Origin of the sequence: Microvirga sp. 2MCAF38 (assembly GCF_052115485.1) — a bacterium.
Taxonomy (GTDB): Bacteria; Pseudomonadota; Alphaproteobacteria; order Rhizobiales; family Beijerinckiaceae; genus Microvirga.
Genome location: NZ_JBFRGU010000001.1, coordinates 268,192 through 289,954 on the forward strand (window position 1 = coordinate 268,192; position 21,763 = coordinate 289,954).

Here is a 21,763-nt window from a genome sequence, read left to right on the forward strand (position 1 = left end):
CTCATGCCTGCCATTGCAGCCGGAGCATCACACCGGCTTCGTCGCGACGATGGCATAGCGATGCTGGGTCTGCCGATCGAGCGCTTTCAGAAGAGGCAGGTTTTTCGCCTGCTCGCGGTGGATGCGTGACAGGTTCCTGTCGATCACGATATTCGAGAAACCCGCTTCTCCAAGGAGCTTTGCCACCTCATCCGCCTTGGCGCCTTGCGAAAAGTAGACCTGCCTTAGAATGCGCTCATGCACTCCCCTCATCACGTCGGGAATATGAGTGGCCGCTGTTGAACGGCGTGTCATTTTTTCGATGAGCTGGATGATCCGTTTGACGATCGTATGCGAAACGAAGTCGCCATCGACGATCAGAACCTTCCCGCCGGGCCGCAGCACCGAGTGCCATTCGCGAAAAGCCGCTTTGGGATCCACAAGTGTCCAGACGAGGTGGCGCGTCACGATCACGTCGTAGCTCTCAGGCTTCTCGAGCGTCTGCTCGGCATCTCCCATCATGAACTGAATTTGCGCGCCGCGGCTGGCGGCCTTGGCGCGGGCACGGGCCAACATCGGCTCGGCCCAATCGAGCCCGGTGACGTCGAAGCCCAATCCATGAAGCAGGAGTGAGATCACGCCTGTTCCACTGGCAAGATCGAGGGCCTTGCGTCCGTCACCCGGTCCGAGATGGCGCATGAATAGGCCCTGCCAAGCCTGCCGCTCCGCCTCCGAGAAGATCTCGTGCCCAACCTGTTCGTCAAAGGTCGCGGCGCGCGAGGACCAATATTCCCGGATTTCGTCTCGGATCGAGAAATTAGAATTCATCTAAGGAGCTCAATGCATAGTTCGATATTTACGGCTCGATTACATTCGCAAATGACGATCGTCAAATTATAATAATTATAAACTGCGATACATTTCTCCAGTATAGAGACATTCTAAAACATAATTATTGATTCAAGCACGATCAAAAACTATCAGGAGCAACCTTTGTTGAAATGGAAACTGAAATGTTGCTTCGTAAACTCGCACTCTGCGCATCTCTGGCGTTCGCAGGCCTTGTGCCAGCCACACTTCATGCAACTGAGGGAAAGGTGACCGTAACGGACGTGACCGGCCGCCAGGTCGAGGTCAAGGTTCCGGTCAACAAGGCGATTCTCGGTGAGGGACGCCAAATCTACTTCGTCGCCGCGCTGGATACGAACGATCCCTTCAAGCGTGTCGTCGGCTGGCGCGACGATTTCGAGAAGGCCGATCTCGACGGCTACAAGGATTACCTCGCGAAATATCCGCAGATTGCGAAGCTGCCGACCTTCGGCGGTTCGAAGGAAGGAACCTTCGACATCGAGCAGGCGGTCGCGCTCGCGCCGGACGTCATGATCATGAACATCGAAGCGAAGACCGCCACCGATGACGCGAAGCTCACCGAAAAGCTCGCCAAGGTCGGCATCCCGGTGGTGTTCGTCGATTTTCGCGACCAGCCTTTCGTGAACACCGATCCGAGCATGCGCCTGATCGGCAAGCTCTTCGGCCGGGAGGCCCGGGCGGAAGAGTTCGTCGCGTTCAGGAACGAGCAGATCAAGATCATCACCGATCGCCTTGCGAAGGCCAATCCGCCCAAGCCCGTGGTGATGATGGAGCGTGCCGCCGGATACAGCGACGATTGCTGCATGTCCTTCGGCAGCGAGAACTTCGGCAAGATGGTCGAGATCGCCGGCGGCGTGAACATGGCCGGAAAAATCATTCCCGGCACTTTCGGCATCGTCAATCCGGAGCAGATCGTCGCGGCCAATCCCGATCATGTCATCGTGACGGGCTCCAACTGGGAGCTTTACGTACCCGGCGGCGCGTGGGTCGGAGTCGGCCCCGGTGCCGATGCCAAGATGGCGCGCAATAAGCTCGCCGCACTCATGAAGCGTCCTGCCTATACCGGCGTGAAGGCGGTCAAGAACAACGAGGTCCACGCCATCTGGCACCAATTCTACAACAGCCCGTATCAGTTCGTTGCCATTCAGCAGATGGCGAAGTGGCTCCATCCCGACCTGTTCAAGGATGTGGATCCGAACCAGACAATGCGTGCGTTGCACGAGCGGTTCCTGCCGGTCGGATACAAGCCCGGCTACTGGGTCTCCCTCACCGACAAAGAGTAAGATCTTGAGCCACCCTCAATCGCTTGCGGTTCAATCGGGGCGCGGAACCTACCGCGCCCTCGTCCAACGCAAGAAGCTCGTTCTGTTCATCCTGTCGGTGGTGCTCGTCGCCTCCGTCGTCGCCGATCTGGGCCTTGGCCCTGCCCGCTACAGCATGAGCGAGGTCGTGCTCGCTCTCGCAGGATCGCCGCAGGTCTCGAACCAGATCAGCGTCGTGATCTGGGATATCCGGCTGCCGATTGCCCTGATGGCCGTCGTCGTCGGCGCTTCGCTGTCCGCTGCAGGCGCACAGATGCAGACGATCCTGAACAATCCGCTTGCCAGCCCATTCACGCTCGGCGTGTCGGCGGCTGCGAGCTTCGGCGCCGCGCTGGCGCTTGCCTTCGGTGTGGGCCTTCTCCCCTTTGCGATAGAATACGTGGTCTCGATCAATGCCGTCATCATGGCCATGGCGGCAGCGCTCTTCATTCATGTCATGAGTCAGAGGCGCGGCGTGACGGTCGAAACTGTCGTTCTTCTCGGCATCACCCTCGTCTTCACCTTCAATGCGCTGCTCGCCCTTGTGCAATATCTCGCCTCGGAACAGGCGCTCGGCGCCATCGTGTTCTGGACGATGGGAAGCCTGACCCGCGCGACGTGGCCCAAACTCGCGATCACGAGCACCGTCCTCATCGTGGCCCTGCCGCTTTTCATCCGGCGAGCCTGGAGTCTTACAGCCCTGCGGCTTGGCGAGGACAAGGCGTTGAGTTTCGGCATCAATGTCCGCCGCCTGCGACTCGAGACGATGATGACCGTCAGCATCCTCGCCGCTGTTTCCGTCGCGTTCGTTGGAACCATCGGGTTCGTCGGGCTGGTCGGTCCCCACATCGCACGCATGCTGATCGGTGAGGATCAACGATACTTCCTTCCCGCCTCCACGTTGGCAGGTGCAGCGCTTCTCTCGCTCACGTCCGTCATCAGCAAGTCGATCATACCGGGCACGATCTTTCCGATCGGCATCATCACGGCCCTCGTGGGCGTACCCTTCCTTTTCAGTCTCATCATGTCGAACCGGGGGCGGGCATGGTAGCCACCTTACAGCTCAAAGACGTCGGCGTGCGCTATGGCAAGCAGAGCGTTCTTTCCGGCATCACAACCCCGGTTCTGCGTGGTGGCGAGATCACGGCGGTCATCGGCCCTAACGCGGCCGGAAAATCGAGCCTGTTCCGCCGTATCGCCGGGCTTCTCGACGGGCCGGGCGAACTCGCTCTCAGCCATGGCGGGAGCGGGATTGCGAGCCGCATTTGCTACATGCCGCAGGACACCTCCGTAAACACAGTCCTCACCGTTTATGAGTCGATCCTTCTGGCGCGCAAGCAGGGCACTGAGCGGCGCGTGCGGGACGAGGATCTGGCTGCGGTCGATGACATGCTGACGGCTTTGCGGATCGAACCCTTCGCGTTCAAAGGCCTATCCGAACTGAGCGGCGGTCAGCGGCAACTGGTTTCGCTGGCCCAGACGCTGGTACGTGACCCTCGCATCCTGTTGCTTGACGAACCGACCAGCGCTCTCGACCTTCATCGGCAAGTGGAGGTGTTGAGTCTCGTGCAGAATCTCGCGCGGCAACGGGAGATTTGCGTCATCCTGGCGATCCACGATTTGAACCAGGTCTTGCGTGTTGCAGACCGGGTCATGGTCATCGACCAGGGCACGATGGTCGCCTGCGGGCCGGTCGGTGACGTGATCACGCCGGGCCTTCTCAAGTCGGTCTACAAAGTCTCCGGTCGCATCGAGCCATGCTCCCAGCTCCGCCCGCAAATCATCATCGACGGGCCGGTGCTGGAGAAATTGCACTAGAGTTTGTCATGTCTCTTTGAAACATGATCAAACTCTAGATTCTCTTGATGCCGCATGATCCGGGCGAACAACCGGTTCCACTTGTTCTGATCATGCTGTAGGTAATCTAGGAGTGCGCTTCAGCCTTTGTCGCGCATGAGCCGCCCGCGCTCGCGATCCCAATCCCGCTTCTTCTCGGTCTCGCGCTTGTCTTGGAGTTTCTTGCCGCGGCCGAGGCCGAGTTCGACCTTGGCCATGCCCCGCTCGTTGAAATAGATCTTGAGCGGAACGACCGTATAGCCTTCCCGCTGCGTCGCGCCGATCAGCTTGTCGATCTGGCGTTTGTGCAGCAGCAGGCGACGAGGGCGCTTGGTCTCGTGATTGAAGCGGTTCGCCTGCAGGTATTCCGGAATATAGGCGTTGAAGAGGAAGAACTCCTCGCCGGATGGCCCCGCATAAGCCTCGCCGATCGTCGCCTTACCTTGGCGCAAGGATTTGACCTCCGTGCCGGTGAGCGCAATGCCGGCCTCGTAGGTATCCGTGATCTCGTAATGGAACCGCGCCTTTCGATTATCGGCGACGATCTTGTTGGCTTTGCTGGGATCGCTCGACATGATTTCTTACGCGTTGGTTAGCCCCGCATGGGCCATGGCCGCCCGCACCAACGTCTTCGTGCCGTCGGATACGGGAATCAACGGAAGACGGACGGTGTCCTCCATGAGGCCAAGCACCGACGCGGCATATTTGACTGGTGACGGGCTGGTTTCGACGAAAAGCGAGTCATGAAGCGGCATAAGCCGGTCCTGAATCTTCAACGCCGTGACAAAATCGCCCGACAGGCACGCAGTCTGCATCTCGCTGCACAATTTCGGCGCCACGTTCGCGGTCACCGAGATGCAACCATGCCCACCATGAGCATTGAAGCCGAGAGCCGTCGCATCCTCGCCCGAGAGTTGGATGAAGTCCGGCCCCATGGCCTGACGCTGCTGGCTCACGCGCGCCATGCTGGCGGTCGCGTCCTTCACGCCCACGATGTTCTTCAACTCGTAGAGGCGCGCCATGGTCTGGACCGACATATCGATCACCGACCGAGCAGGGATGTTGTAGATCAGGATCGGAATGCCGACCGCATCGTTGATGGCCTTGAAGTGCTGATACAGGCCTTCCTGCGTCGGCTTGTTGTAGTAAGGCGTCACGATGAGCAAGGCATCGGCCCCGACCCGTTCGGCGTGGCGCGCAAAGCCCAGCGCTTCGGTGGTGCTGTTGGAACCTGCCCCGGCGATGACCGGAACGCGGCCCTTCACCTCGTCGACACAGACCTCGACGACGCGCTCATGCTCCTTGTGGCTGAGCGTCGGGCTCTCGCCCGTCGTCCCGACTGGAACCAGGCCGTGGGTGCCGTTCTCGATCTGCCAATTGATGTGGGCCCTGAGGGCAGCCTCATCCACGCCGCCGTTTTTGAAGGGCGTCACGAGGGCGGTGATTGAGCCTTTTAGTTGAACCATGGGACGCTCTCCGTGGATGAAATCTCTTGAACTCTCTAGAACCGAGAGAGTTGTCTGGGGACACATAAGGGGTGCGGCCCATTAGCGCAAACGAAGGCCCGTGCTGTTGTCCTAGCCCGGCTGTTAGTGTTTCCTCAAGGGCATAGTCTCAGGATAAGAGACTTCGGCCGGGGCAAAAAGGGAGTTTCATGAGGACGAAGCGCCTTATGACCTATCTTGTCGTTTCCGTCGCCCTGGCGCAGAGCTGGGCTATGGCGACACTCGCCGCCGAAAGTCCCGCCTCTCCTGGATTGTTGAACGACAACCGGTTCGGCTCGGTTGACGATCAAGTCATTCTCCCGCGAGCGTTGGGCGACGTCGATTACCTCCCACTCGTCTTCAAGGCGTATCGCACCGGCGATGCGGCTGAAGCCGAGATTCTGAGGTCCCAACTCCAAAGGCCAGCGGCAAAGGGCCTCGCCGAGTGGTTCGCAATCCGTGGCGGAATTCCCATGGGGTTTGAGCGGATCGCGGCCTTTCAGGGCGAATTCAGGGATTGGCCCCGATCCGCTCTCCTCCGTCGGCGAGTGGAGGAGGCCTTCCTGGCCAGCCAGAAGACTCCCTCGCAGATCACCGGCTACTTTGGGGCGCAGCCACCCGTCACCGTGAACGGGCGGATCGGTCTTGCCATGGCACTCAAGGCCAACGGGTCTGACAAGGATGCAGCCCGGCTGATCCGTCGTGTCTGGCGGGAAGACAGCTTCGGGAGCGAGATCGAAGACAGGGTTATGGACAAATTCGCCGGCGACTTGTCCCAGACTGACCATCGTTTTCGAATGGAACGCTTCGCGCTCAAGGAGAGCTGGAGTGGTGCCCTGCGAGCTGCCTCTCGAGCCGGCAAGGACTATGCGACCCTGGTCAAGGCGCGCCTTGGGTTGTTTCAGGGAAAGAAGGCCGCTGAGAAAGCCTTCGCTGCGGTTCCTGCGAACTTGCGTTCGGATGCCTCCTACCAGTTTTCCCGCATTCTGTTCTCTCGACGGAACGACAATCTGACGGAAGCGGCCCGCTTGCTGACTCAGGCTCCGCGCGATGTGGACCTCCTCGTCGATGGAGATGAATGGTGGACCGAGCGGCGGCGGATCGCCCGCGATCTGCTCGACAAGGGCGACGCGAAGACCGCTTACGATGTCGCGAGCGGGCACGCGGCGGAATCTCCCGCGCAACAGATCGAGGCCGAATTCCATGCTGGCTGGATCGCATTGCGGTTTCTCAATGAGCCCGTGAAGGCCCTGGAGCACTTCACGAATGCCGCCCACAACGCATCGACGCCGATTTCCATTGCGCGGGCAACTTATTGGCTCGGCCGAGCCGCTGAAGCAGCGAACCTGCATCAGGAAGCGAATTTGTCCTACCGGAGAGCGGCGGGATACGCGACGACCTATTACGGCCAGCTTTCCTTGGAAAAACTCGGGCAACCCATCGTTTTCAAAACCGAACCCGCGCTCCCTGAGGAAACGCGGAAAGCTTTCGAGGCGATGCCCGTTGTCGACGCCATCAAGCTTCTCGAGCAGATCGGTGAGCAGGATCTCGCGCTCACTCTCTACAGCGATCTTGCCCTGGGTCTGAACGACCCGGCGCAACTCGGCGCGCTGGCGGCGTTGGCAGCCTCTCAAAACAACCCGCGCGCAATGCTCGCTATCGGCAAGTCAGCCGTTCAAAGAGGCCTGCCGCTGGACTTGCATGCCTATCCGCTTGCAGGGATCCCGGACTTCGAGACTCTGGGCGATCCCATCGATCCCGCGATGGTCTATGCTGTCGCGCGGCAGGAGAGCGCCTTCGATACAAAAGCCCTTTCCAGCGCGGGTGCGCGTGGGCTGATGCAGTTGATGCCTGCAACGGCAAAGACGACTGCGCAGCGGTTCAACATGCCCTTCGACGTCAATCGTCTCGTCACCGACCCGGCCTATAATACGAAACTCGGCGCGGCACATTTGGGTGAGCTCCTGGACGTTTGGAAGGGATCGCATGTGCTCGCTTTCGCCTCCTACAACGCAGGTGGAGGGAATGTGAGAAAATGGATCCAGGCCTATGGCGATCCGCGGCAGCCGCAGGTCGACATGGTGGATTGGATCGAGCGCATTCCATTCAATGAAACCCGAAACTACGTTCAGCGCGTGCTGGAGAACCTCACGGTTTATCGACAGAGGCTGGAAAATCGCTCGCTTGCGAACAAGACGGATAGCGCGAAAGCCTCCAATCAGATTGAATATTGATCGATTGATCCGACTGGAGCGTAACAGATCATGAATGACGGCTATCGGGACTTGTTCGTCTCCGCATCGGACGGTCTGCGCCTTTATGCACGCGATTACGGGCCGCTTGTCTCCTCCGCGACGCCGGTCGTGTGCTTGCCGGGACTGTCTCGCAATTCTATCGACTTTCACGACCTTGCTCTGGCCCTCTCTCAAGGCCAGATGCCACGGCGCGTGATCTGCCCCGATTATCGCGGCCGCGGGCGTTCGGAATGGGATCAGGACTGGCGTAACTACGACGTACGCATGGAGCTGAACGACACCCTTCAAGTTCTGACGGCCGCCGGCATCGAAAACGCCATCTTCGTCGGCACGTCGCGCGGTGGCCTGATCATCATGGCGCTCGGGGCGGTACGTCCGACACTCCTTCGCGGCGCGGTGCTCAACGATGTCGGCCCCGTGATCGACGCCAAGGGGCTGATACGGATCAAAGGCTATATCGGGCAGTTGCCGAAACCACGGAGCTTCCATGAAGCCGGTCAAATCCTGAAATTGATGTCCGACGCCCAATTTCCACGCAACTCGCAAGAGCAATGGGAACGGATTGCGCGAGGAACCTGGCGCGAACAGGACGGGCAACTAGTTCCGACCTACGACCCCGCGCTCATGAAAACCCTTGATGCGATCGACCTCGAAACGCCTCTCCCGACGCTCTGGCCTTTCTTCGAAGGCCTCAAAAGCATTCCGGTCATGGTCCTGCGTGGGGCGAACTCGGATCTCCTCGCCGCGACGACAGTCGAGGAGATGAAGCAGCGCCATTCGCACCTCTCGGCGGTGACGGTCCCGGACCAGGGTCACGCACCGGAATTCGAAGGTCCCCTGATCTCAATCGTGGAAGATTTCGTCCTCTCGACCGAGCAAGCAGCCGCTAGAGAATCAAGCATGTCTCGTTGAACCTGAACTGTTTCCGGGTTCTCCACTCCGCCTTGTATTCTTGGAAGCTGGATCTCGAGTTTCCTAGTCCGGCTCTTGCTACGGCACGCGGACAAAAGCGCTTCACGTTCAATCATGACTGAGATTGGCGCGCGGCTATGGCCCACCATCGTCATGACCAACGAAGAACTAAGCCATCCGTCGAACGGCCTAGAGTTTGATCGTTTCAGATTGAAACAGGATCAAACTCTCGATTCTTTTGATGCCGCATGATCCGGGCGAACAACGGTTTGTTCTGATCATCCTCTAAAGCAAAAACCTGTTCTCACACTGGGCAAGACGGCACGCGTCTTTTGCCGCAACAGCACTCCGCCATTTGGCTGACGCACAAAAAGAAAACCCCGGTGTTGCCACCGGGGTTTCCTGTCCAATCGGAGAACCGATTAGAAGTCGCGCTGAACGCGGAGACGGCCTTCCCAAGAGCTCTGCGAAGCGCCGAGCGGGAGGACAACGCGGTTGCGGGGGTCGACCTTAGCGTAGAGAACTTCCACGCCCATATCGAGGCCGCTAACCGGGCTCCAGAACACGTTGGTACCAACGCGCCACTCGTTGAAGTCCGGCAGACCAGCGATGTTGGCTGCAGCCGAGTAGTCAAAGCGAGCGTACGAACCGAACACGTTCTGACGGATCTGCGGGGTCCAGTAGTGGCGGAAGCCACCTGCAACCGACCATGCATTCGACTTGCTGACGTTACCCGTAGCCGGGTTGAAGAAAGCGTCGACCGTCGGGCCCGAAAGCGTACCAACGCCGATGCTGTTGTTAGCACCACCGGTGATGTAGCCAAGAGCGCCGTTAGCGTAGGTTGCAGCCAACCAAGCAGCGTCACCCGGAGCGAGCATCGGCAGGTTGATGCCAACCTGACCCGTGACGGCAAAGCCGTACTCGGTGTCCGGGAACTGAGCGAAGCCAGCGGTCGTGAACAGGTTGGCGCTGCGGATCTGGTGAACAGCAGCCGACAACTGAGCCGTACCCCACGTGCCGGTGTACTTCACGTTACCGACGACGTCGGGAACGCGCTGACCACCGTACGAGAACGCACCGGCGACAGCGCCGTTACGACGCTCGAGACCGTCTTCGAGCGACAGGGTGGCCGAGAAGCCGTTGCCGAACGAGAAGGTGTAGGCCAACAGATCCACGTCGGGAGCGTCCGAGAAGCGGAGCGTGCCCATGTGGCCGGTCGGCAGATCGCCGTTGTCGAAGAACGACGTCACGCGACCGGCGGTCAGGCCACCGAACTGGACGAAGGCTTCAGCAACGTTCGGCGACGAAGAACCAACCGTGCCGGTGTTACCGAACGGCGTGCCCGACGAACGGGTGATCTCGAAGCGGACGACCGAGCGGAGCAGGCCGTAAGCGGTCGCCGTACGAGCGTCGAGCTGGATGCGGCCGCGGGTGCGGAAGCCAACAGTGTCAGAAGCGCGGCTGAAAGCCTGGCCGAACAGGTAGTCGGCGCGAACGCGACCGCTGACGCGAAGGCAGGTTTCCGTGCCCGGGATGTAGAAGAAGCCTGCACCGTAGGTGGAGCAGACGCGAACGTATTCCACCGGAGCCGCCTTCTTGGCAGGCAGATCGGCAGCGTGAGCCCCGGCAACAGCTGCAAGACCAGCAGCCGATCCGAGGAGAAGGCTCTTGACGAGCTTCATTGAGTGACCTCCAAAGTTTCGAGACCCTTGGGGGGCCGGGCTTTTTTGCCTCGACAGCTTCAACGAAGCCTAGAAAGCGTCCCATTTCCCCTGGTTATCGATTGGCCCTCGCCGGAAATCCGGGTTGGGAACAACCAGTAACGACCGGGGTGCCCCCGTCGCTGGTGCCACATTAGCCAGGACGAACGCTCAAGCAACCGAATGAAGGCGGAAAACGGGCAACAATGGGGGCTTTTCAGAGGCATGTTGCACAAAGGCCACGTTCTTCGGCGGGACCTTAACGTTGCGTTAAAGAACAGGCCTGCAATTTTAATAAACCATTAAGAAACAACGACTTCCGACATCGGTGTCGACACGTGGAATCACTTGGCGCAGCCGTTTTCGGCTTGAAAATCGGCATTTGTAAGCTGATGGAGCAGGACAGCGCCTGAGGATAACTCTCCCTCGACGCGGACCCAGAGTCAGGCGTCCCGACCCTGGGCGAGTCAGAATCGTTAGGCGTTTTCGGCCTTCAGGACCCCGCGGCGGATCTGATCTTCCTCAATCGATTCGAAGAGCGCCTTGAAATTCCCCTCCCCGAATCCATCGTCACCCTTGCGCTGAATGAACTCGAAGAAGATCGGGCCTATGGCCGTCTTACCGAACCGCTGCAGAAGGACTTTCGTGAAGCCACCCTCGACCACGCCTTCTCCGTCGATGAGAATCCCGTTCGCCTGTAGCCGCGCAATCGGCTCGCCGTGACTGGGGAGCCGCGTGTCGATGCGGGCGTAGTAGAGCTCGTTCGGCGCGGGCATGAACTCGACGCCAGCTTTGATGAGGGCTTCAATTGATTCATAGAGATCGGTGGAGCCGAGAGCCACGTGCTGAATGCCCTCGCCCTTGTACTCCTGCAGATATTCCTCGATCTGCCCGGTTTCGCCCGCATCCTCGTTGATCGGAATGCGGATCTTGCCGTCGGGGCTCGTCATGGCACGGGAATGCAGCCCGGTCAGTTTGCCCTCGATATCGAAGTAGCGGATCTGGCGGAAATTGAAGAGGCGCTCATAGAAGCCCGCCCATTCATTGAGACGCCCGCGATGGACGTTGTGAGTCAGGTGATCGATGTAATAGAGCCCGACACCCGGCGGCTTCGCGTCCCGCTCGCCGAACCACTCGAAATCGACATCGTAGATCGAGCCCTTCGCGCCGTAACGGTCCACGAAGTAGATATGCAGACCGCCGATACCCTCGATGGCCGGGATATTGAGTTCGTTCGGCCCGATCCGTGTTTGAACCGGCTTCGCGCCGAGTGACAAAGCACGGTCATAAGCATGCTTGGCGTCCACGACCCGGAACGCCATGGCCGGCGCGGACGGACCATGCTCTCTCGCGAACCGTTCGGCGAAGGAGCCCGGCTCCGCGTTCAGGATGAAATTGATGTCGCCCTGGCGATAAAGGGTGACGTTCTTAGAACGGTGCTTCGCGACAGCAGCAAGACCCATCGTCTTGAACAGGCGATCAAGCTCTTCGGGCTTCGGATGGCAGAATTCGACGAATTCGAAGCCGTCGGTGCCCATCGGGTTTTCGTCGCTGATGGTCGGGGGCGGCGCGTCGTGCGGAAACGGTCCCATTGTTCTCCTCCTGTTGTTCTCCGGCCCTTTCGAAGCGGCCGGCTAGTGCTTGAAAATCCGCATGATCCGGGCGAACAACCGGTCTCCACTTGTTCTGATCATGCTCTATGACCAAAGGCGTATTCGCGAATGCAGGTCGTCAGACCGCATCGGATTGTCGCTCCGGTGCGGCAGCCTGAAACGCTGGATGCTCCAAGCAAGCGGCGTCGACGGCGGCGATGTTCGGATAGGCGTCGAGGGCGATGTTGAACCGGCGCGCGTTGAAAACCTGCGGAACGAGATAAATGTCGGCCAATGTCGGGACAGCCCCGAAGGCATAGGGTTCCGGTTGGATGAGACGTTCGATGACGTCGAAACCCTGACGGATCCAATGCGCGTACCAGGCATCGATGGCCGGCTGATCGTGTCCCAGCGTGTGCTTCAGGTATTTGAGTGCGGTCAGGTTATTGAGCGGATGAATATCGCAACCGATGATGGCCGACACCGCCCGGATTCTCGCCCGCTCCACTCCATCCGCCGGAAGAAGCGGCGGCTCCGGATAAGTCTCTTCTATATACTCGAGGATCGCCGGGGATTGGATGAGGATGGTCTCGCCGATATCGAGAGCCGGCACGCGCGCCTGCGGATTGATGCTTCTATATGGCGCTTCGAGTTGTTCGCCTTTGAGAAGATTGATCGGCACGGTCGCGTAGGATTGCCCCTTGATGTTGAGGGCGATCCGCACACGATAGGCAGCGGAGGAGCGGAAGTAGCCGTAGAGCTTCAAGACCGGCCCTCCTCCTCTGGCGCAAGCGACCTGGCGTGGCGGCCGAGTTTGTCGACAAGGGCCCATAAAAGGCTCTGTTCGTCTCGGCTCAAAACGGACAAAAGCCGATCCTCGAAAGACAGGGCCTCCGGCGCGAGCGCTTCGTAGATGGCGCGTCCCTCCGGGGTCAGTTCGAGTAATTCCTCGCGTCTATCGTCCGTGTTCGGTCGGCGGACGACCAAGCCCCGCCCTTCCAGAACCGCAACTGCGCGCGACACGGTGGATTTATGCATCACAGCGTGAGTGGCGATATCCCGCGCCGTGCGGAACTCATATTGGCCGAGCGTGGCGACCACCCGCCAGCCGGGGATCGTGAGGTCGAACCGCTCCGCATAGATCTGCGCGAGCGCGTTCGAAGTCAGGCTCGCGAGAACATTGAGCCGGTATGGCAGAAAACGCTCCAGAACCACGAGCGCTTCCGACTGCTTCCTGAGAGCTGCAGAGCTTTGTGTCATCGTTGACATAATTCGTTGCTAGTGCAACTAATAGAGCAAATTCGTTGCACGCGCAACGATATTGTCACCGGTTCAGCCGCCTCCCAGAAGGAGATGCGCCATGAATGTCCAGAACGCCCCCCATCGCCCATCTCAAGAGACGCGCACCAGCGCCATTATTCCCGGCTATATGTCCGGCTTCGGCAACTCGTTCGAGACGGAGGCCCTGCCCGGCGCGCTACCTATCGGCCGCAACTCGCCCCAGAAGCTGAATTACGGTCTCTATGCGGAGCAGCTTTCCGGGTCCCCCTTCACGGCACCCCAGGCGACGAACCAGCGTTCGTGGCTCTATCGCATCCGCCCGACGGTCAAGCACTCGGGCTATTATGTGAAGGTCGAGAGAGGTCTGATCCGCACCGCGCCGGAAGCACGCAACGAAAGCGATCTCGCCCTCGGTCAGCTACGCTGGGATCCGACGCCGCTTCCGGATGAAGCTCTTACTTTCATCGACGGATTGCGCACCATCACCACGGCGGGGGACTCGGATACGCAGGTCGGCATGGCAGCGCACGTGCTTCTCGTCACGCGCTCTATGGAGAACGAGTATTTCTTCAACGCGGATGGTGAGTTTCTGGTGGTTGCGCAGGAAAACTCCTTACGCTTCCGCACGGAATTCGGAATCATCGATATCGAACCGGGGGAAATCTGCGTCATCCCGCGTGGCGTGATCTTCAAGGTCGAACTACGTGGCGGGCCTGCCCGCGCCTATGTGTGCGAGAATTACGGCGGCGCGTTCACCTTGCCCGACCGCGGCCCCATCGGCGCGAATTGCCTCGCTAATCCTCGCGACTTCCACACCCCCGTCGCGGCCTATGAAGACAAGCAGGTGCCCTCCCTGCTTTATGTGAAATGGGGCGGCGATCTGCACCGCACGGAAATCAACCAATCGCCGCTCGATGTGGTGGCGTGGCACGGCAATTATGCGCCCTACAAGTACGACCTGCGCCACTTCTCGCCGGTCGGTGCGATCCTGTTCGACCACCCGGACCCATCGATCTTCACGGTGCTGACCGCACCCTCGGAAACTCCCGGCACGGCTAACGTGGATTTCGTGATCTTCCCCGAGCGCTGGTCGGTGGCGGAAAACACGTTCAGGCCTCCCTGGTATCACCGCAATCTGATGTCCGAATTCATGGGGCTGGTCTACGGCGTCTATGATGCAAAGCCCGAGGGCTTCGTGCCGGGCGGCTTTTCTCTTCACAATCAGATGCTGCCGCACGGGCCGGATGCATCGGCCTTCGAGCATGCGAGCAATGTGGAGCTGAAGCCTGTAAAGCTCACCGGCACAATGGCTTTCATGTTCGAGACGCGTTTCCCGCAGCGGGTGACGAAATACGCCGCCGGACTGCCGACATTGCAGAAGAACTATATCGATTGCTGGCGGGACCTGAAGAAGTGCTTCGACCCCAATCGACGCGAGCCCTAGTAGCCGCTTCATAAAAAAGCCGGCGGAAGGTGCCGCCGGCCTTTCTCTTATTTCAAACAGGAACCGGAGCTCAGCTCTTCCCGCGCGTGCGGATCATGAAGGTATCGAACGCGTATTCGTTGAGCTGCCACCAGGGCAACACGTCCGCCCGATAGGCTGCCATCGACTCGTAGCCCTTCTTGAAATCCGGGCTCTTCTCGGAGAGTTCGGCATAAAGCTCGTTCGCTGCCTTGAGCGAGGCTTCCATGATGGCGGGCGAGAAGGTGCGCAGTTCTGCGCCGGAACCGATCATACGCCGCAAGGCCTGCCCGTTCACGGCGTCGTATTTCGCCAGCATCCAGTTGTTCGCGGCCTCGGAAGCCTGAGCCATGATGGCTTGATAATGCTTCGGCAGCTCATTCCATTTCTGCTGGTTGATGATGAGATGCAGCATGGCGCCGCCCTCCCACCAGCCAGGCGCGTAGTAATATTTGGCGACCTTGAGGAACCCGAGCTTCTCGTCGTCGTACGGACCGACGAATTCGGCGGCGTCCAGCGTGCCGCGTTCCAGAGCCGGATAGACATCTGCCGGAGCGACCTGCTGCGGCACGACACCGAGCTTCGCGAGCACCATGCCACCCAGACCGCCGATGCGGAATTTGAGGCCCTTCAAATCCTCTACGGAGTTGATTTCCTTCCGGAAGAACCCGCCCATCTGCGCGCCGGAATTGCCGCACACCAAAGAGGTGACGTTGAATTTGGCCAGCGACTCGTTGATGATTTCCTTGCCGCCGGCGAAATGCCACCAGGCATGCTGCTGACGGGCATTGAGGCCGAACGGAAGGCCCGTGCCAATGGCAAGCGCCGGTTCCTTGCCGAGATAATAGTAGGTCGGGGTATGGGCGCATTCCACGGTGCCGTTCTGCACCGCATCGAGAGCCTGCAAGCCACCGACGATCTCGCCTGGGGCGAAAACCTGGATCTGGAACTTGTTGTCGGTCGCCTCCGCCATATACTTCGCGAAGGTCTGGGCGGTGCCGAAGATGGTATCGAGCGATTTCGGGAAGCTCGATGTGAGACGCCAGCGGATTTCAGGGGAAGATTGCGCAATGGCAGGCGCAGCAACGGTTCCAGCCGCAGCTGCCAGGCCCGCTCCCTTCAGGAAGCTTCTTCTTTTCATCGTCGATGTCGTCATGGGCATTTCCCCGCTAAGCTTTCCGTTGCAAGCTGAGTGAATCATAACAACCCAGGACGGTGGCCATGAAGCTTTCTTCCCTCAAGCAAGGTCGTGACGGCCGTCTCGTCGTCGTCTCAAGGGATCTCACTCGCGCAACGGATGCTTTTTTCATTGTTCCGACCTTGCAGCAAGCCTTGGACAATTGGGAATTAGTCGAGCCCAGGCTTCGGGATTTGGCCGAACAGCTCGAACTTGGCTCTGTTCCTTCGTTTCGGTTCCACGAGCATGACTGTGCGTCACCCCTGCCCCGCGCCTACCAATGGGCTGACGGCTCGGCCTACGTGAACCACGTCGAACTGGTTCGAAAGGCCCGCGGTGCGGAAATGCCTGACTCATTCTGGACCGACCCACTGATGTATCAGGGCGGCTCGGATTCTTTCCTCTGCCCTCGCGACCCGATCCTCGCCGTCGATGACGCCCATGGCATCGATTTCGAGGCCGAAATTGCAGTGATCACCGACGGCGTGCCCCTGTCCGCCTCGCGGGATGAGGCCGCCACGGCAATCCGCCTCATCCTCCTCGTCAACGACGTTTCGTTGCGCAATCTGATCCCGGCAGAGCTCGCCAAGGGCTTCGGCTTCTTCCAGTCCAAGCCGTCCTCGGCCTTCTCGCCGGTCGCCGTCACACCCGACGAATTAGGAGAGGCTTGGGATGGCGAAAGGCTGCATCTGCCGCTGTTGTCGAGCCTCAACGGCCATCTCTTCGGCAAGCCCGATGCCGGTGTCGACATGACCTTCGACTTTCCGACCCTGATCGCCCACGCAGCGAAGACTCGCCCCCTGGGAGCCGGCACCCTCATCGGATCGGGAACGGTTTCGAACAGAGGCGGTGACGGCGGGCCGGGCAAACCCGTCATAGAGGGGGGCCTCGGCTATTCCTGCATCGCCGAACAGCGCACCGTCGAGACCATCACGCAAGGCCAGCCTAAAACGCCCTTCCTGCGTTTCGGCGACACGATCCGCATTGAGATGAAGGACAAGACCGGCCATTCGATCTTCGGCGCCATCGAACAAGAGGTCGCAAATTACCGTATAGGCGCTTGATGCTCCACATCGACCATGTGCAACTCGCCATCCTGGCGGATGATGCATGTCGACGGTTCTAGGTCGACATGCTGCGGATGACGGAAGTCCCGAAGCCTCCCATCCTCGCTGCGCGCGGAGGTTGTGGCTGGAGAATAGTCGAATGAGTTTAACGGTGGGGCCGCCCCGACTTCCGGGTGGCCCTTTTTCTACCTAGGCTTCCAGTTCCTCTTTCAACATTTCAAGCTCGAGCCAGCGCTCTTCCGCGGCGTGGAGGTCTGCCTGCAAAGCGGTCAGCATATCCATCGCCTTCTGGAATCGAGCCGGATCGCGAGCATAGAGATCCGGGTCCGCGAGGATCTCCTGAACCTTGACGATCTTGGTCTCCAGTTCACTCATACGATCGGGCAAGGTTTTCAGATCGTGCTGCTCGTTGAAACTGAGCTTGCGCTTGGACGCCGATGCCACCGGGGCAACCATCACCCTCTCTGCCCTCGGCTTGGCATCCTTCTCGGCGATCCGCGCCTGGACGCCCTGTCCACGCTGCGCGACCATGTCCGAATACCCGCCCGCATATTCGATCCAGCGCCCATCTCCTTCGGAGACGAGAACCGATCCGACGGTGCGATCGAGGAAGTCGCGATCGTGGCTGACCAGAATGACCGTACCGGAATAATCGACGATCATCTCCTGCAGCAGATCGAGTGTTTCAAGATCGAGATCATTGGTCGGCTCGTCGAGCACGAGAAGGTTCGATGACTGGGCCAAAGCGCGGGCCAGCATCAAACGATTGCGCTCGCCACCGGACAAAACGCCGACGGGCGTGCGCGCTTGTTCGGGTGCGAACAAGAAGTCCTTCATATAGCCGATGACGTGCTTGGCCTGCCCGCCGACCATGACCGTGTCGCCGCGACCGCCTGTGAGAGTTTCGACCACCGTCGCATTCGGGTCGAGTCCGGCGCGGCGCTGATCCAGCGTCACCATCTGGAGGTTGGAGCCGAGCTTGATCGTTCCCTCATCAGGAGCAAGAACTCCGGTCAGAAGATTGAGCAGCGTGGTCTTGCCCGCTCCGTTGGGCCCCACGATGCCGATCCGGTCTCCGCGCAGGATGCGCAGGGAGAGATTGGAAACGATGGGGCGATCCCCGAAAGACTTCGAGACGCCTTCAGCTTCGACGACCAGGGTGCCCGATTGCTCCGCCTCTCCAAGGGTCATCGTGACAGCACCAACGGCGCGCTTGTGATCCCGGCGCTGCTGACGCATGGCGTGGAGATTGGCGAGGCGGCGCACGTTGCGCTTCCGACGCGCCGTGACGCCGTAGCGAAGCCAGTCGGCCTCCGCGACGAGCTTCCGATCGAGCTTGTGCTGCTCCATTTCCTCCTGTTCGAGAACGCTGTCCCGCCAAGCTTCGAAATGGGCAAAGCCTTGTCCCAGCCGCCGTGTCATCCCGCGATCCAGCCAGACAGTTGTCTGCGACAAAGTTTCGAGGAAGCGCCGGTCGTGGCTGATGAGAACGAGGGCCGAGCGCAGCCCCCTCAACTCTCCTTCCAGCCATTCGATGGCGGGCAGATCGAGATGGTTGGTCGGCTCGTCGAGCAAAAGAATGTCCGGCTCAGGCGCCATCACATGCGCCAAAGCGGCGCGGCGCGCCTCGCCTCCGGACAATTGGGACGGGATTTCATTCCCGGTCAGCCCAAGCTGCTCCAGGAGGTAACGAGCCCGATAGGGGTCGTCCCCCGGTCCAAGTCCGGACTCCACATAGGCCAGCGTCGTTGCGAATGCGGTGAAATCCGGCTCCTGCGCCAGATAGCGGATTGTCGCTCCGGGCTGAATAAAGCGCGTGCCGCGATCGGGATCGATCAATCCCGCGGCGATTTTCAGCAACGTCGACTTACCCGATCCATTGCGACCGACAAGACAGGCCCGCTCGCCCGGAGCGATGGAAAGCTCGGCGTCGGTAATGAGCGGCGTGCCGCCGAAGGTCAGGGCGACACTCTGGAGTGTCAAAAGGGGTGGAGCCATTTCCTGTCCGTGACACTTTGGAGCCTCCTGCGCAAGCCCCGAGCTTTTGCCAAAAGAGAGCGAAGACCTATCTCTTATGTCTTGAGAATATTGCCCAAGGCCCGTTTCCTATGACCCTGACTCGGCGCTTGCTGGTGCTTGCCCTGATCTCGGTCCTGCCCGCGATCGCGATCTGGACCTACACCGAGGTTTCCCTCCGTCGCGCCCGTGAGGCGGAGGTTAACGATATTGCCTTGCGTCAGGCGCAAATCGCCTCCCTTGACCTCGAACGAATTTTTGAGGGCGTACGCAGCCTGCTCGTCGCGGTCGAAGAAGTTCCTGCAGTGCTTGAATTCAATACGAAGGAATGCAGCGCCTACCTGCGCAGCCTTCAGGCAGAAGTCTCTTATCTGGATGCGCTTGCCGTCATCGACAGTGACGGGCGTAGCCGCTGTGTGGAGGGTGTTCCACTCGATACCAACTTCAAAAACCAGGAGTTCTTCAAGGCAGCGTATGAAAGCGGGACATTCCAGGTCGGTGAGTATTCCCGGAGTTTCGCGAACGGTGTCACGCGCGCTCCGGCGGTTCTTCCGCTCGCCCTCGCTTTGCGCAACGATGACGGAGGTGTGATCGGCGTCGTTGTCGCGGCCCTCGACTTGAGATGGTTGTCACAGCAATTCGGCGGGCGCCCCATGCCGCCAGACAGCACAATCACTGTTACCGATAGAAAGGGGATTATCCTGGCCCGCCAGCCCAAACCCCAGGAGTTCATTGGAACGCTTTTGGGTGATCCGATGCTGGCATTTGTCGGCGCAAGCCAACCTGGGGCTTTCGAGGCCGTCGGACGGGATGGCACACGTCGTGTCTACGGCTATATGCCGACCACGGTGGCCCCGGAAGATACGTATGTCAGCGTCGGCCTGTCCTCCGCGGTCGCTTTCGAATCCATCAACCAAGCCGCAGAGCGTGGCTTCCTTCTGATCGCGATAGCACTCGGACTGGCTCTCTCATTATCGGGACTGATCGGGCATTTTTTCGTCACGAAGCCGTTTGAGAAGATGATCAAAGCCATCCATGCGTGGCGTCACGGGGACTACGATGCACGTGTCGAATTCCAGAGAGGTTCGAGCGAGTTCACCCTGTTGGCGAAGGCCTTCAACGATCTGATGAACGACGTCGCGGAGCGGCAGAGAGAGCTTCAAGCCAGCGAGGAGCGCGCGCGCCTCGCGCTGGAAGCCGGACACATGGGCACATGGTGGTTCGACCACCGCAACAAGACCGGCGGCTGGTCCGCCCAGGCGGCAGCATTGCTTGGCTTGCCCCTCGACAGAACCTCGACAACCATTCAGGAATGGCAAAAGCTTCTGCACCCGGCCGACGCTGACGCCGCTGTCGCGAAATTTCGCATGGCGATGACAAGCAACAATCAATACCAGGATGAATATCGTATTCGAAACGCCAGCGGCGAATACCGCTGGTTCGACTCCCGAGGCCGCACCTTTGTCGATGCGAACAATGTGCCCGTCTATTCCCTCGGCGTTTTTCAGGATGTCACTGAGCGTAAGCGCGCAGAAGAGCAACAACATCTGTTGCTCGACGAATTGAACCATCGGGTGAAGAACACGCTCGCCACTGTGCAGTCCATCGCCAGTCAGACTCTCCGTTCGTCCGGAGATCTGGAACACTTCAGGGGCGCCTTTGAAAGTCGACTGCTCGCACTTTCCAAGACTCATGACGTGCTGACGAGAAGCGCGTGGCGCGATGCCGATTTACGGGAGATCGCGGACCAGGAACTCGCCCCCTATCGCCGAAAGAACGATACGCGCGTTTCGCTGCAGGGCCCCCCCGTGCGCCTCCCAACCCGCATGGCGATCAATTTCGGATTGGTGCTGCACGAATTGGTGACGAACGCGGTGAAGTATGGAGCCCTCTCTAACGCACAAGGCCGCGTCAGCATCGTATGGTCCGTTGCCCCCGACGCCGAGGGGCGTTCCATGCTCACCGTTCATTGGCAGGAAACGGAAGGCCCCATTGTCGAGCAACCGAAACGCCATGGCTTCGGCTCCAGGCTCATCCAACGGAGCATCAGGGGCGAGCTAGGTGGACAGGTCAACATGCGTTTCCTGCCATCGGGACTCATCTGCGACCTGATCATTCCGGTCGAAGACAAGGTTGTGCCGTGGGACCATCGGAGGGCAACCAATCTCCAATCATCGGCGGCCGGTCAAGAAAGTTGATCTTGTAGCCCTGACGATGGCTGCTTCGAACCGATCTCACGAAGTAAGCGGGTTCAAGAGGCAGGATTTGTCCACTCGGCCAGAGCGCGCTGAAGGTCCGTCGGATCCATCGCCACTTTCAGGACAGTTCCACCGAAATCAAGAACGAGAACCGGGTTCCCGGCGACAGATTCGATCCGTGTGCTCAAAGGATTCAGGGGAACGCTCTTGGGATGATTAGGGCCCGCACCGTCCTTGAATTCGACCGGAGGCAGGTCTTTATGGGTTCGTGCGATCTCAGAGAGCAGATCGGACAAAATAGGTGTCGAGTCGGCTGTCCCGAGCAGCACTTCATATTCAAGTCCGGCTTCGGTTCGTACGCCGAGCGCGAATATCTTGCCATCCTTCGACACTTCGACGCGCCAGGCCGTCGAGCCAATTCGCTTTACCAATCTCATCCCCTCGATGTGCCATCGCAACGCCTTAAAACGATGCGAACCGAGGAATGCTTAGGAAAATTCCAGCGTCGAAACAAGGAAAACCCCATCGTATCTTCAGACCATGGAGCGGCGACGGGAAAGCGTGGCGGCGTGTGGTGTTGCGGAAATCTCAACTTTTACCCTGTCGCGATCCCGATTCAGATCAAGATCGCGA

The 21,763-nt window shown here is 59.7% G+C and carries 18 protein-coding genes; 8 read left to right on the forward strand and 10 right to left on the reverse strand.

The window, feature by feature from the left end:
- Nucleotides 1-27 precede the first annotated feature (27 nt).
- Nucleotides 28-807 carry a class I SAM-dependent methyltransferase gene (locus tag AB4072_RS01275; RefSeq protein ID WP_441965094.1) on the reverse strand — a complete coding sequence of 260 codons (780 nt, stop codon included), beginning with the start codon at nt 805-807 and terminating at the stop codon, nt 28-30.
- A 185-nt stretch (nt 808-992) separates the two neighbouring features.
- Here AB4072_RS01275 and AB4072_RS01280 point away from each other — a divergent pair, with 185 nt between their 5' ends.
- From AB4072_RS01280 to AB4072_RS01290, 3 genes are read left to right on the forward strand one after another with little or no spacing between them, the layout of a single operon-like run.
- Nucleotides 993-2,132: an ABC transporter substrate-binding protein gene (locus tag AB4072_RS01280; protein WP_441965095.1), complete on the forward strand. Its 1,140-nt coding sequence runs from the start codon at nt 993-995 to the stop codon at nt 2,130-2,132.
- Between the two features lies 1 nt (nt 2,133).
- The gene (locus AB4072_RS01285) at nt 2,134-3,201 is read left to right on the forward strand and encodes a FecCD family ABC transporter permease (RefSeq protein WP_441965705.1); all 1,068 of its coding nucleotides are present in this window, start codon (nt 2,134-2,136) and stop codon (nt 3,199-3,201) included.
- Nucleotides 3,195-3,968, forward strand: a complete 774-nt coding sequence (locus AB4072_RS01290; RefSeq protein ID WP_441965096.1) for an ABC transporter ATP-binding protein — start codon at nt 3,195-3,197, stop codon at nt 3,966-3,968. The genes AB4072_RS01285 and AB4072_RS01290 overlap by 7 nt, the downstream gene beginning before the upstream one ends.
- A gap of 119 nt (nt 3,969-4,087) precedes the next feature.
- On the opposite strand, the gene smpB is transcribed toward AB4072_RS01290, so the two are convergent.
- Both smpB and dapA read right to left on the reverse strand, forming a co-directional pair.
- Nucleotides 4,088-4,561: an SsrA-binding protein SmpB gene (gene smpB / locus AB4072_RS01295; RefSeq protein WP_441965097.1), complete on the reverse strand. Its 474-nt coding sequence runs from the start codon at nt 4,559-4,561 to the stop codon at nt 4,088-4,090.
- Between the two features lie 6 nt (nt 4,562-4,567).
- The gene (gene dapA / locus AB4072_RS01300; RefSeq protein ID WP_441965098.1) at nt 4,568-5,452 is read right to left on the reverse strand and encodes a 4-hydroxy-tetrahydrodipicolinate synthase; all 885 of its coding nucleotides are present in this window, start codon (nt 5,450-5,452) and stop codon (nt 4,568-4,570) included.
- 188 nt (nt 5,453-5,640) lie between these two features.
- Here dapA and AB4072_RS01305 point away from each other — a divergent pair, with 188 nt between their 5' ends.
- A complete protein-coding gene (locus tag AB4072_RS01305) occupies nt 5,641-7,704 on the forward strand; it encodes a lytic transglycosylase domain-containing protein (RefSeq protein WP_441965099.1) in 2,064 nt (687 codons plus the stop codon).
- A 30-nt stretch (nt 7,705-7,734) separates the two neighbouring features.
- Complete coding sequence (locus AB4072_RS01310; RefSeq protein WP_441965100.1) at nt 7,735-8,637, forward strand: alpha/beta fold hydrolase; 903 nt, start codon at nt 7,735-7,737, stop codon at nt 8,635-8,637.
- A 422-nt stretch (nt 8,638-9,059) separates the two neighbouring features.
- On the opposite strand, the gene AB4072_RS01315 is transcribed toward AB4072_RS01310, so the two are convergent.
- The 4 genes from AB4072_RS01315 to AB4072_RS01330 all read right to left on the reverse strand — a co-directional run bounded on the left by AB4072_RS01315 (nt 9,060) and on the right by AB4072_RS01330 (nt 13,189).
- A complete protein-coding gene (locus AB4072_RS01315; RefSeq protein ID WP_441965101.1) occupies nt 9,060-10,319 on the reverse strand; it encodes a porin in 1,260 nt (419 codons plus the stop codon).
- Between the two features lie 494 nt (nt 10,320-10,813).
- Nucleotides 10,814-11,929: a 4-hydroxyphenylpyruvate dioxygenase gene (gene hppD / locus AB4072_RS01320; protein WP_441965102.1), complete on the reverse strand. Its 1,116-nt coding sequence runs from the start codon at nt 11,927-11,929 to the stop codon at nt 10,814-10,816.
- A gap of 139 nt (nt 11,930-12,068) precedes the next feature.
- Entirely contained in the window at nt 12,069-12,695 is a 627-nt protein-coding gene (gene maiA, locus AB4072_RS01325) for a maleylacetoacetate isomerase (RefSeq protein WP_441965103.1), read from the reverse strand.
- On the reverse strand, nt 12,692-13,189 hold the full coding sequence (locus AB4072_RS01330; RefSeq protein ID WP_441965104.1) for a MarR family winged helix-turn-helix transcriptional regulator: 498 nt from the start codon (nt 13,187-13,189) through the stop codon (nt 12,692-12,694). The genes maiA and AB4072_RS01330 overlap by 4 nt, the downstream gene beginning before the upstream one ends.
- Before the next feature lie 100 nt (nt 13,190-13,289).
- On the opposite strand from AB4072_RS01330, the gene hmgA reads away from it, so the two are divergent.
- On the forward strand, nt 13,290-14,654 hold the full coding sequence (gene hmgA / locus AB4072_RS01335; RefSeq protein ID WP_441965105.1) for a homogentisate 1,2-dioxygenase: 1,365 nt from the start codon (nt 13,290-13,292) through the stop codon (nt 14,652-14,654).
- Nucleotides 14,655-14,724: 70 nt separating this feature from the next.
- Here the strand turns inward: hmgA and AB4072_RS01340 are convergent, their stop codons facing one another.
- On the reverse strand, nt 14,725-15,813 hold the full coding sequence (locus tag AB4072_RS01340) for a TRAP transporter substrate-binding protein (RefSeq protein WP_441965706.1): 1,089 nt from the start codon (nt 15,811-15,813) through the stop codon (nt 14,725-14,727).
- 80 nt (nt 15,814-15,893) lie between these two features.
- Between AB4072_RS01340 and AB4072_RS01345 the strand changes: the two genes are divergently transcribed.
- Nucleotides 15,894-16,913 carry a fumarylacetoacetate hydrolase family protein gene (locus tag AB4072_RS01345; protein WP_441965106.1) on the forward strand — a complete coding sequence of 340 codons (1,020 nt, stop codon included), beginning with the start codon at nt 15,894-15,896 and terminating at the stop codon, nt 16,911-16,913.
- 192 nt (nt 16,914-17,105) lie between these two features.
- Here the strand turns inward: AB4072_RS01345 and AB4072_RS01350 are convergent, their stop codons facing one another.
- Nucleotides 17,106-18,914: an ABC-F family ATP-binding cassette domain-containing protein gene (locus tag AB4072_RS01350; protein WP_441965107.1), complete on the reverse strand. Its 1,809-nt coding sequence runs from the start codon at nt 18,912-18,914 to the stop codon at nt 17,106-17,108.
- A 110-nt stretch (nt 18,915-19,024) separates the two neighbouring features.
- Here AB4072_RS01350 and AB4072_RS01355 point away from each other — a divergent pair, with 110 nt between their 5' ends.
- Nucleotides 19,025-21,130, forward strand: coding sequence for a sensor histidine kinase (locus AB4072_RS01355; RefSeq protein WP_441965108.1), 2,106 nt, complete (start codon nt 19,025-19,027; stop codon nt 21,128-21,130).
- 53 nt (nt 21,131-21,183) lie between these two features.
- Here AB4072_RS01355 and AB4072_RS01360 read toward each other — a convergent pair whose 3' ends face one another.
- On the reverse strand, nt 21,184-21,561 hold the full coding sequence (locus AB4072_RS01360) for a hypothetical protein (RefSeq protein ID WP_441965109.1): 378 nt from the start codon (nt 21,559-21,561) through the stop codon (nt 21,184-21,186).
- Nucleotides 21,562-21,763: the final 202 nt, after the last annotated feature.

Coding starts and splice junctions, on each gene's coding strand:
- AB4072_RS01315 (WP_441965101.1), bottom strand. CDS start 10,319: ATGAAGCTCGTCAAGAGCCTTCTCCTCGGATCGGCTGCTGGTCTTGCA.
- dapA (WP_441965098.1), bottom strand. CDS start 5,452: ATGGTTCAACTAAAAGGCTCAATCACCGCCCTCGTGACGCCCTTCAAA.
- AB4072_RS01305 (WP_441965099.1), top strand. CDS start 5,641: ATGAGGACGAAGCGCCTTATGACCTATCTTGTCGTTTCCGTCGCCCTG.
- AB4072_RS01350 (WP_441965107.1), bottom strand. CDS start 18,914: ATGGCTCCACCCCTTTTGACACTCCAGAGTGTCGCCCTGACCTTCGGC.
- AB4072_RS01345 (WP_441965106.1), top strand. CDS start 15,894: ATGAAGCTTTCTTCCCTCAAGCAAGGTCGTGACGGCCGTCTCGTCGTC.
- AB4072_RS01340 (WP_441965706.1), bottom strand. CDS start 15,813: ATGAAAAGAAGAAGCTTCCTGAAGGGAGCGGGCCTGGCAGCTGCGGCT.
- AB4072_RS01290 (WP_441965096.1), top strand. CDS start 3,195: ATGGTAGCCACCTTACAGCTCAAAGACGTCGGCGTGCGCTATGGCAAG.
- smpB (WP_441965097.1), bottom strand. CDS start 4,561: ATGTCGAGCGATCCCAGCAAAGCCAACAAGATCGTCGCCGATAATCGA.
- AB4072_RS01275 (WP_441965094.1), bottom strand. CDS start 807: ATGAATTCTAATTTCTCGATCCGAGACGAAATCCGGGAATATTGGTCC.
- hmgA (WP_441965105.1), top strand. CDS start 13,290: ATGAATGTCCAGAACGCCCCCCATCGCCCATCTCAAGAGACGCGCACC.
- hppD (WP_441965102.1), bottom strand. CDS start 11,929: ATGGGACCGTTTCCGCACGACGCGCCGCCCCCGACCATCAGCGACGAA.
- AB4072_RS01280 (WP_441965095.1), top strand. CDS start 993: ATGTTGCTTCGTAAACTCGCACTCTGCGCATCTCTGGCGTTCGCAGGC.
- AB4072_RS01310 (WP_441965100.1), top strand. CDS start 7,735: ATGAATGACGGCTATCGGGACTTGTTCGTCTCCGCATCGGACGGTCTG.
- AB4072_RS01355 (WP_441965108.1), top strand. CDS start 19,025: ATGACCCTGACTCGGCGCTTGCTGGTGCTTGCCCTGATCTCGGTCCTG.
- AB4072_RS01330 (WP_441965104.1), bottom strand. CDS start 13,189: ATGACACAAAGCTCTGCAGCTCTCAGGAAGCAGTCGGAAGCGCTCGTG.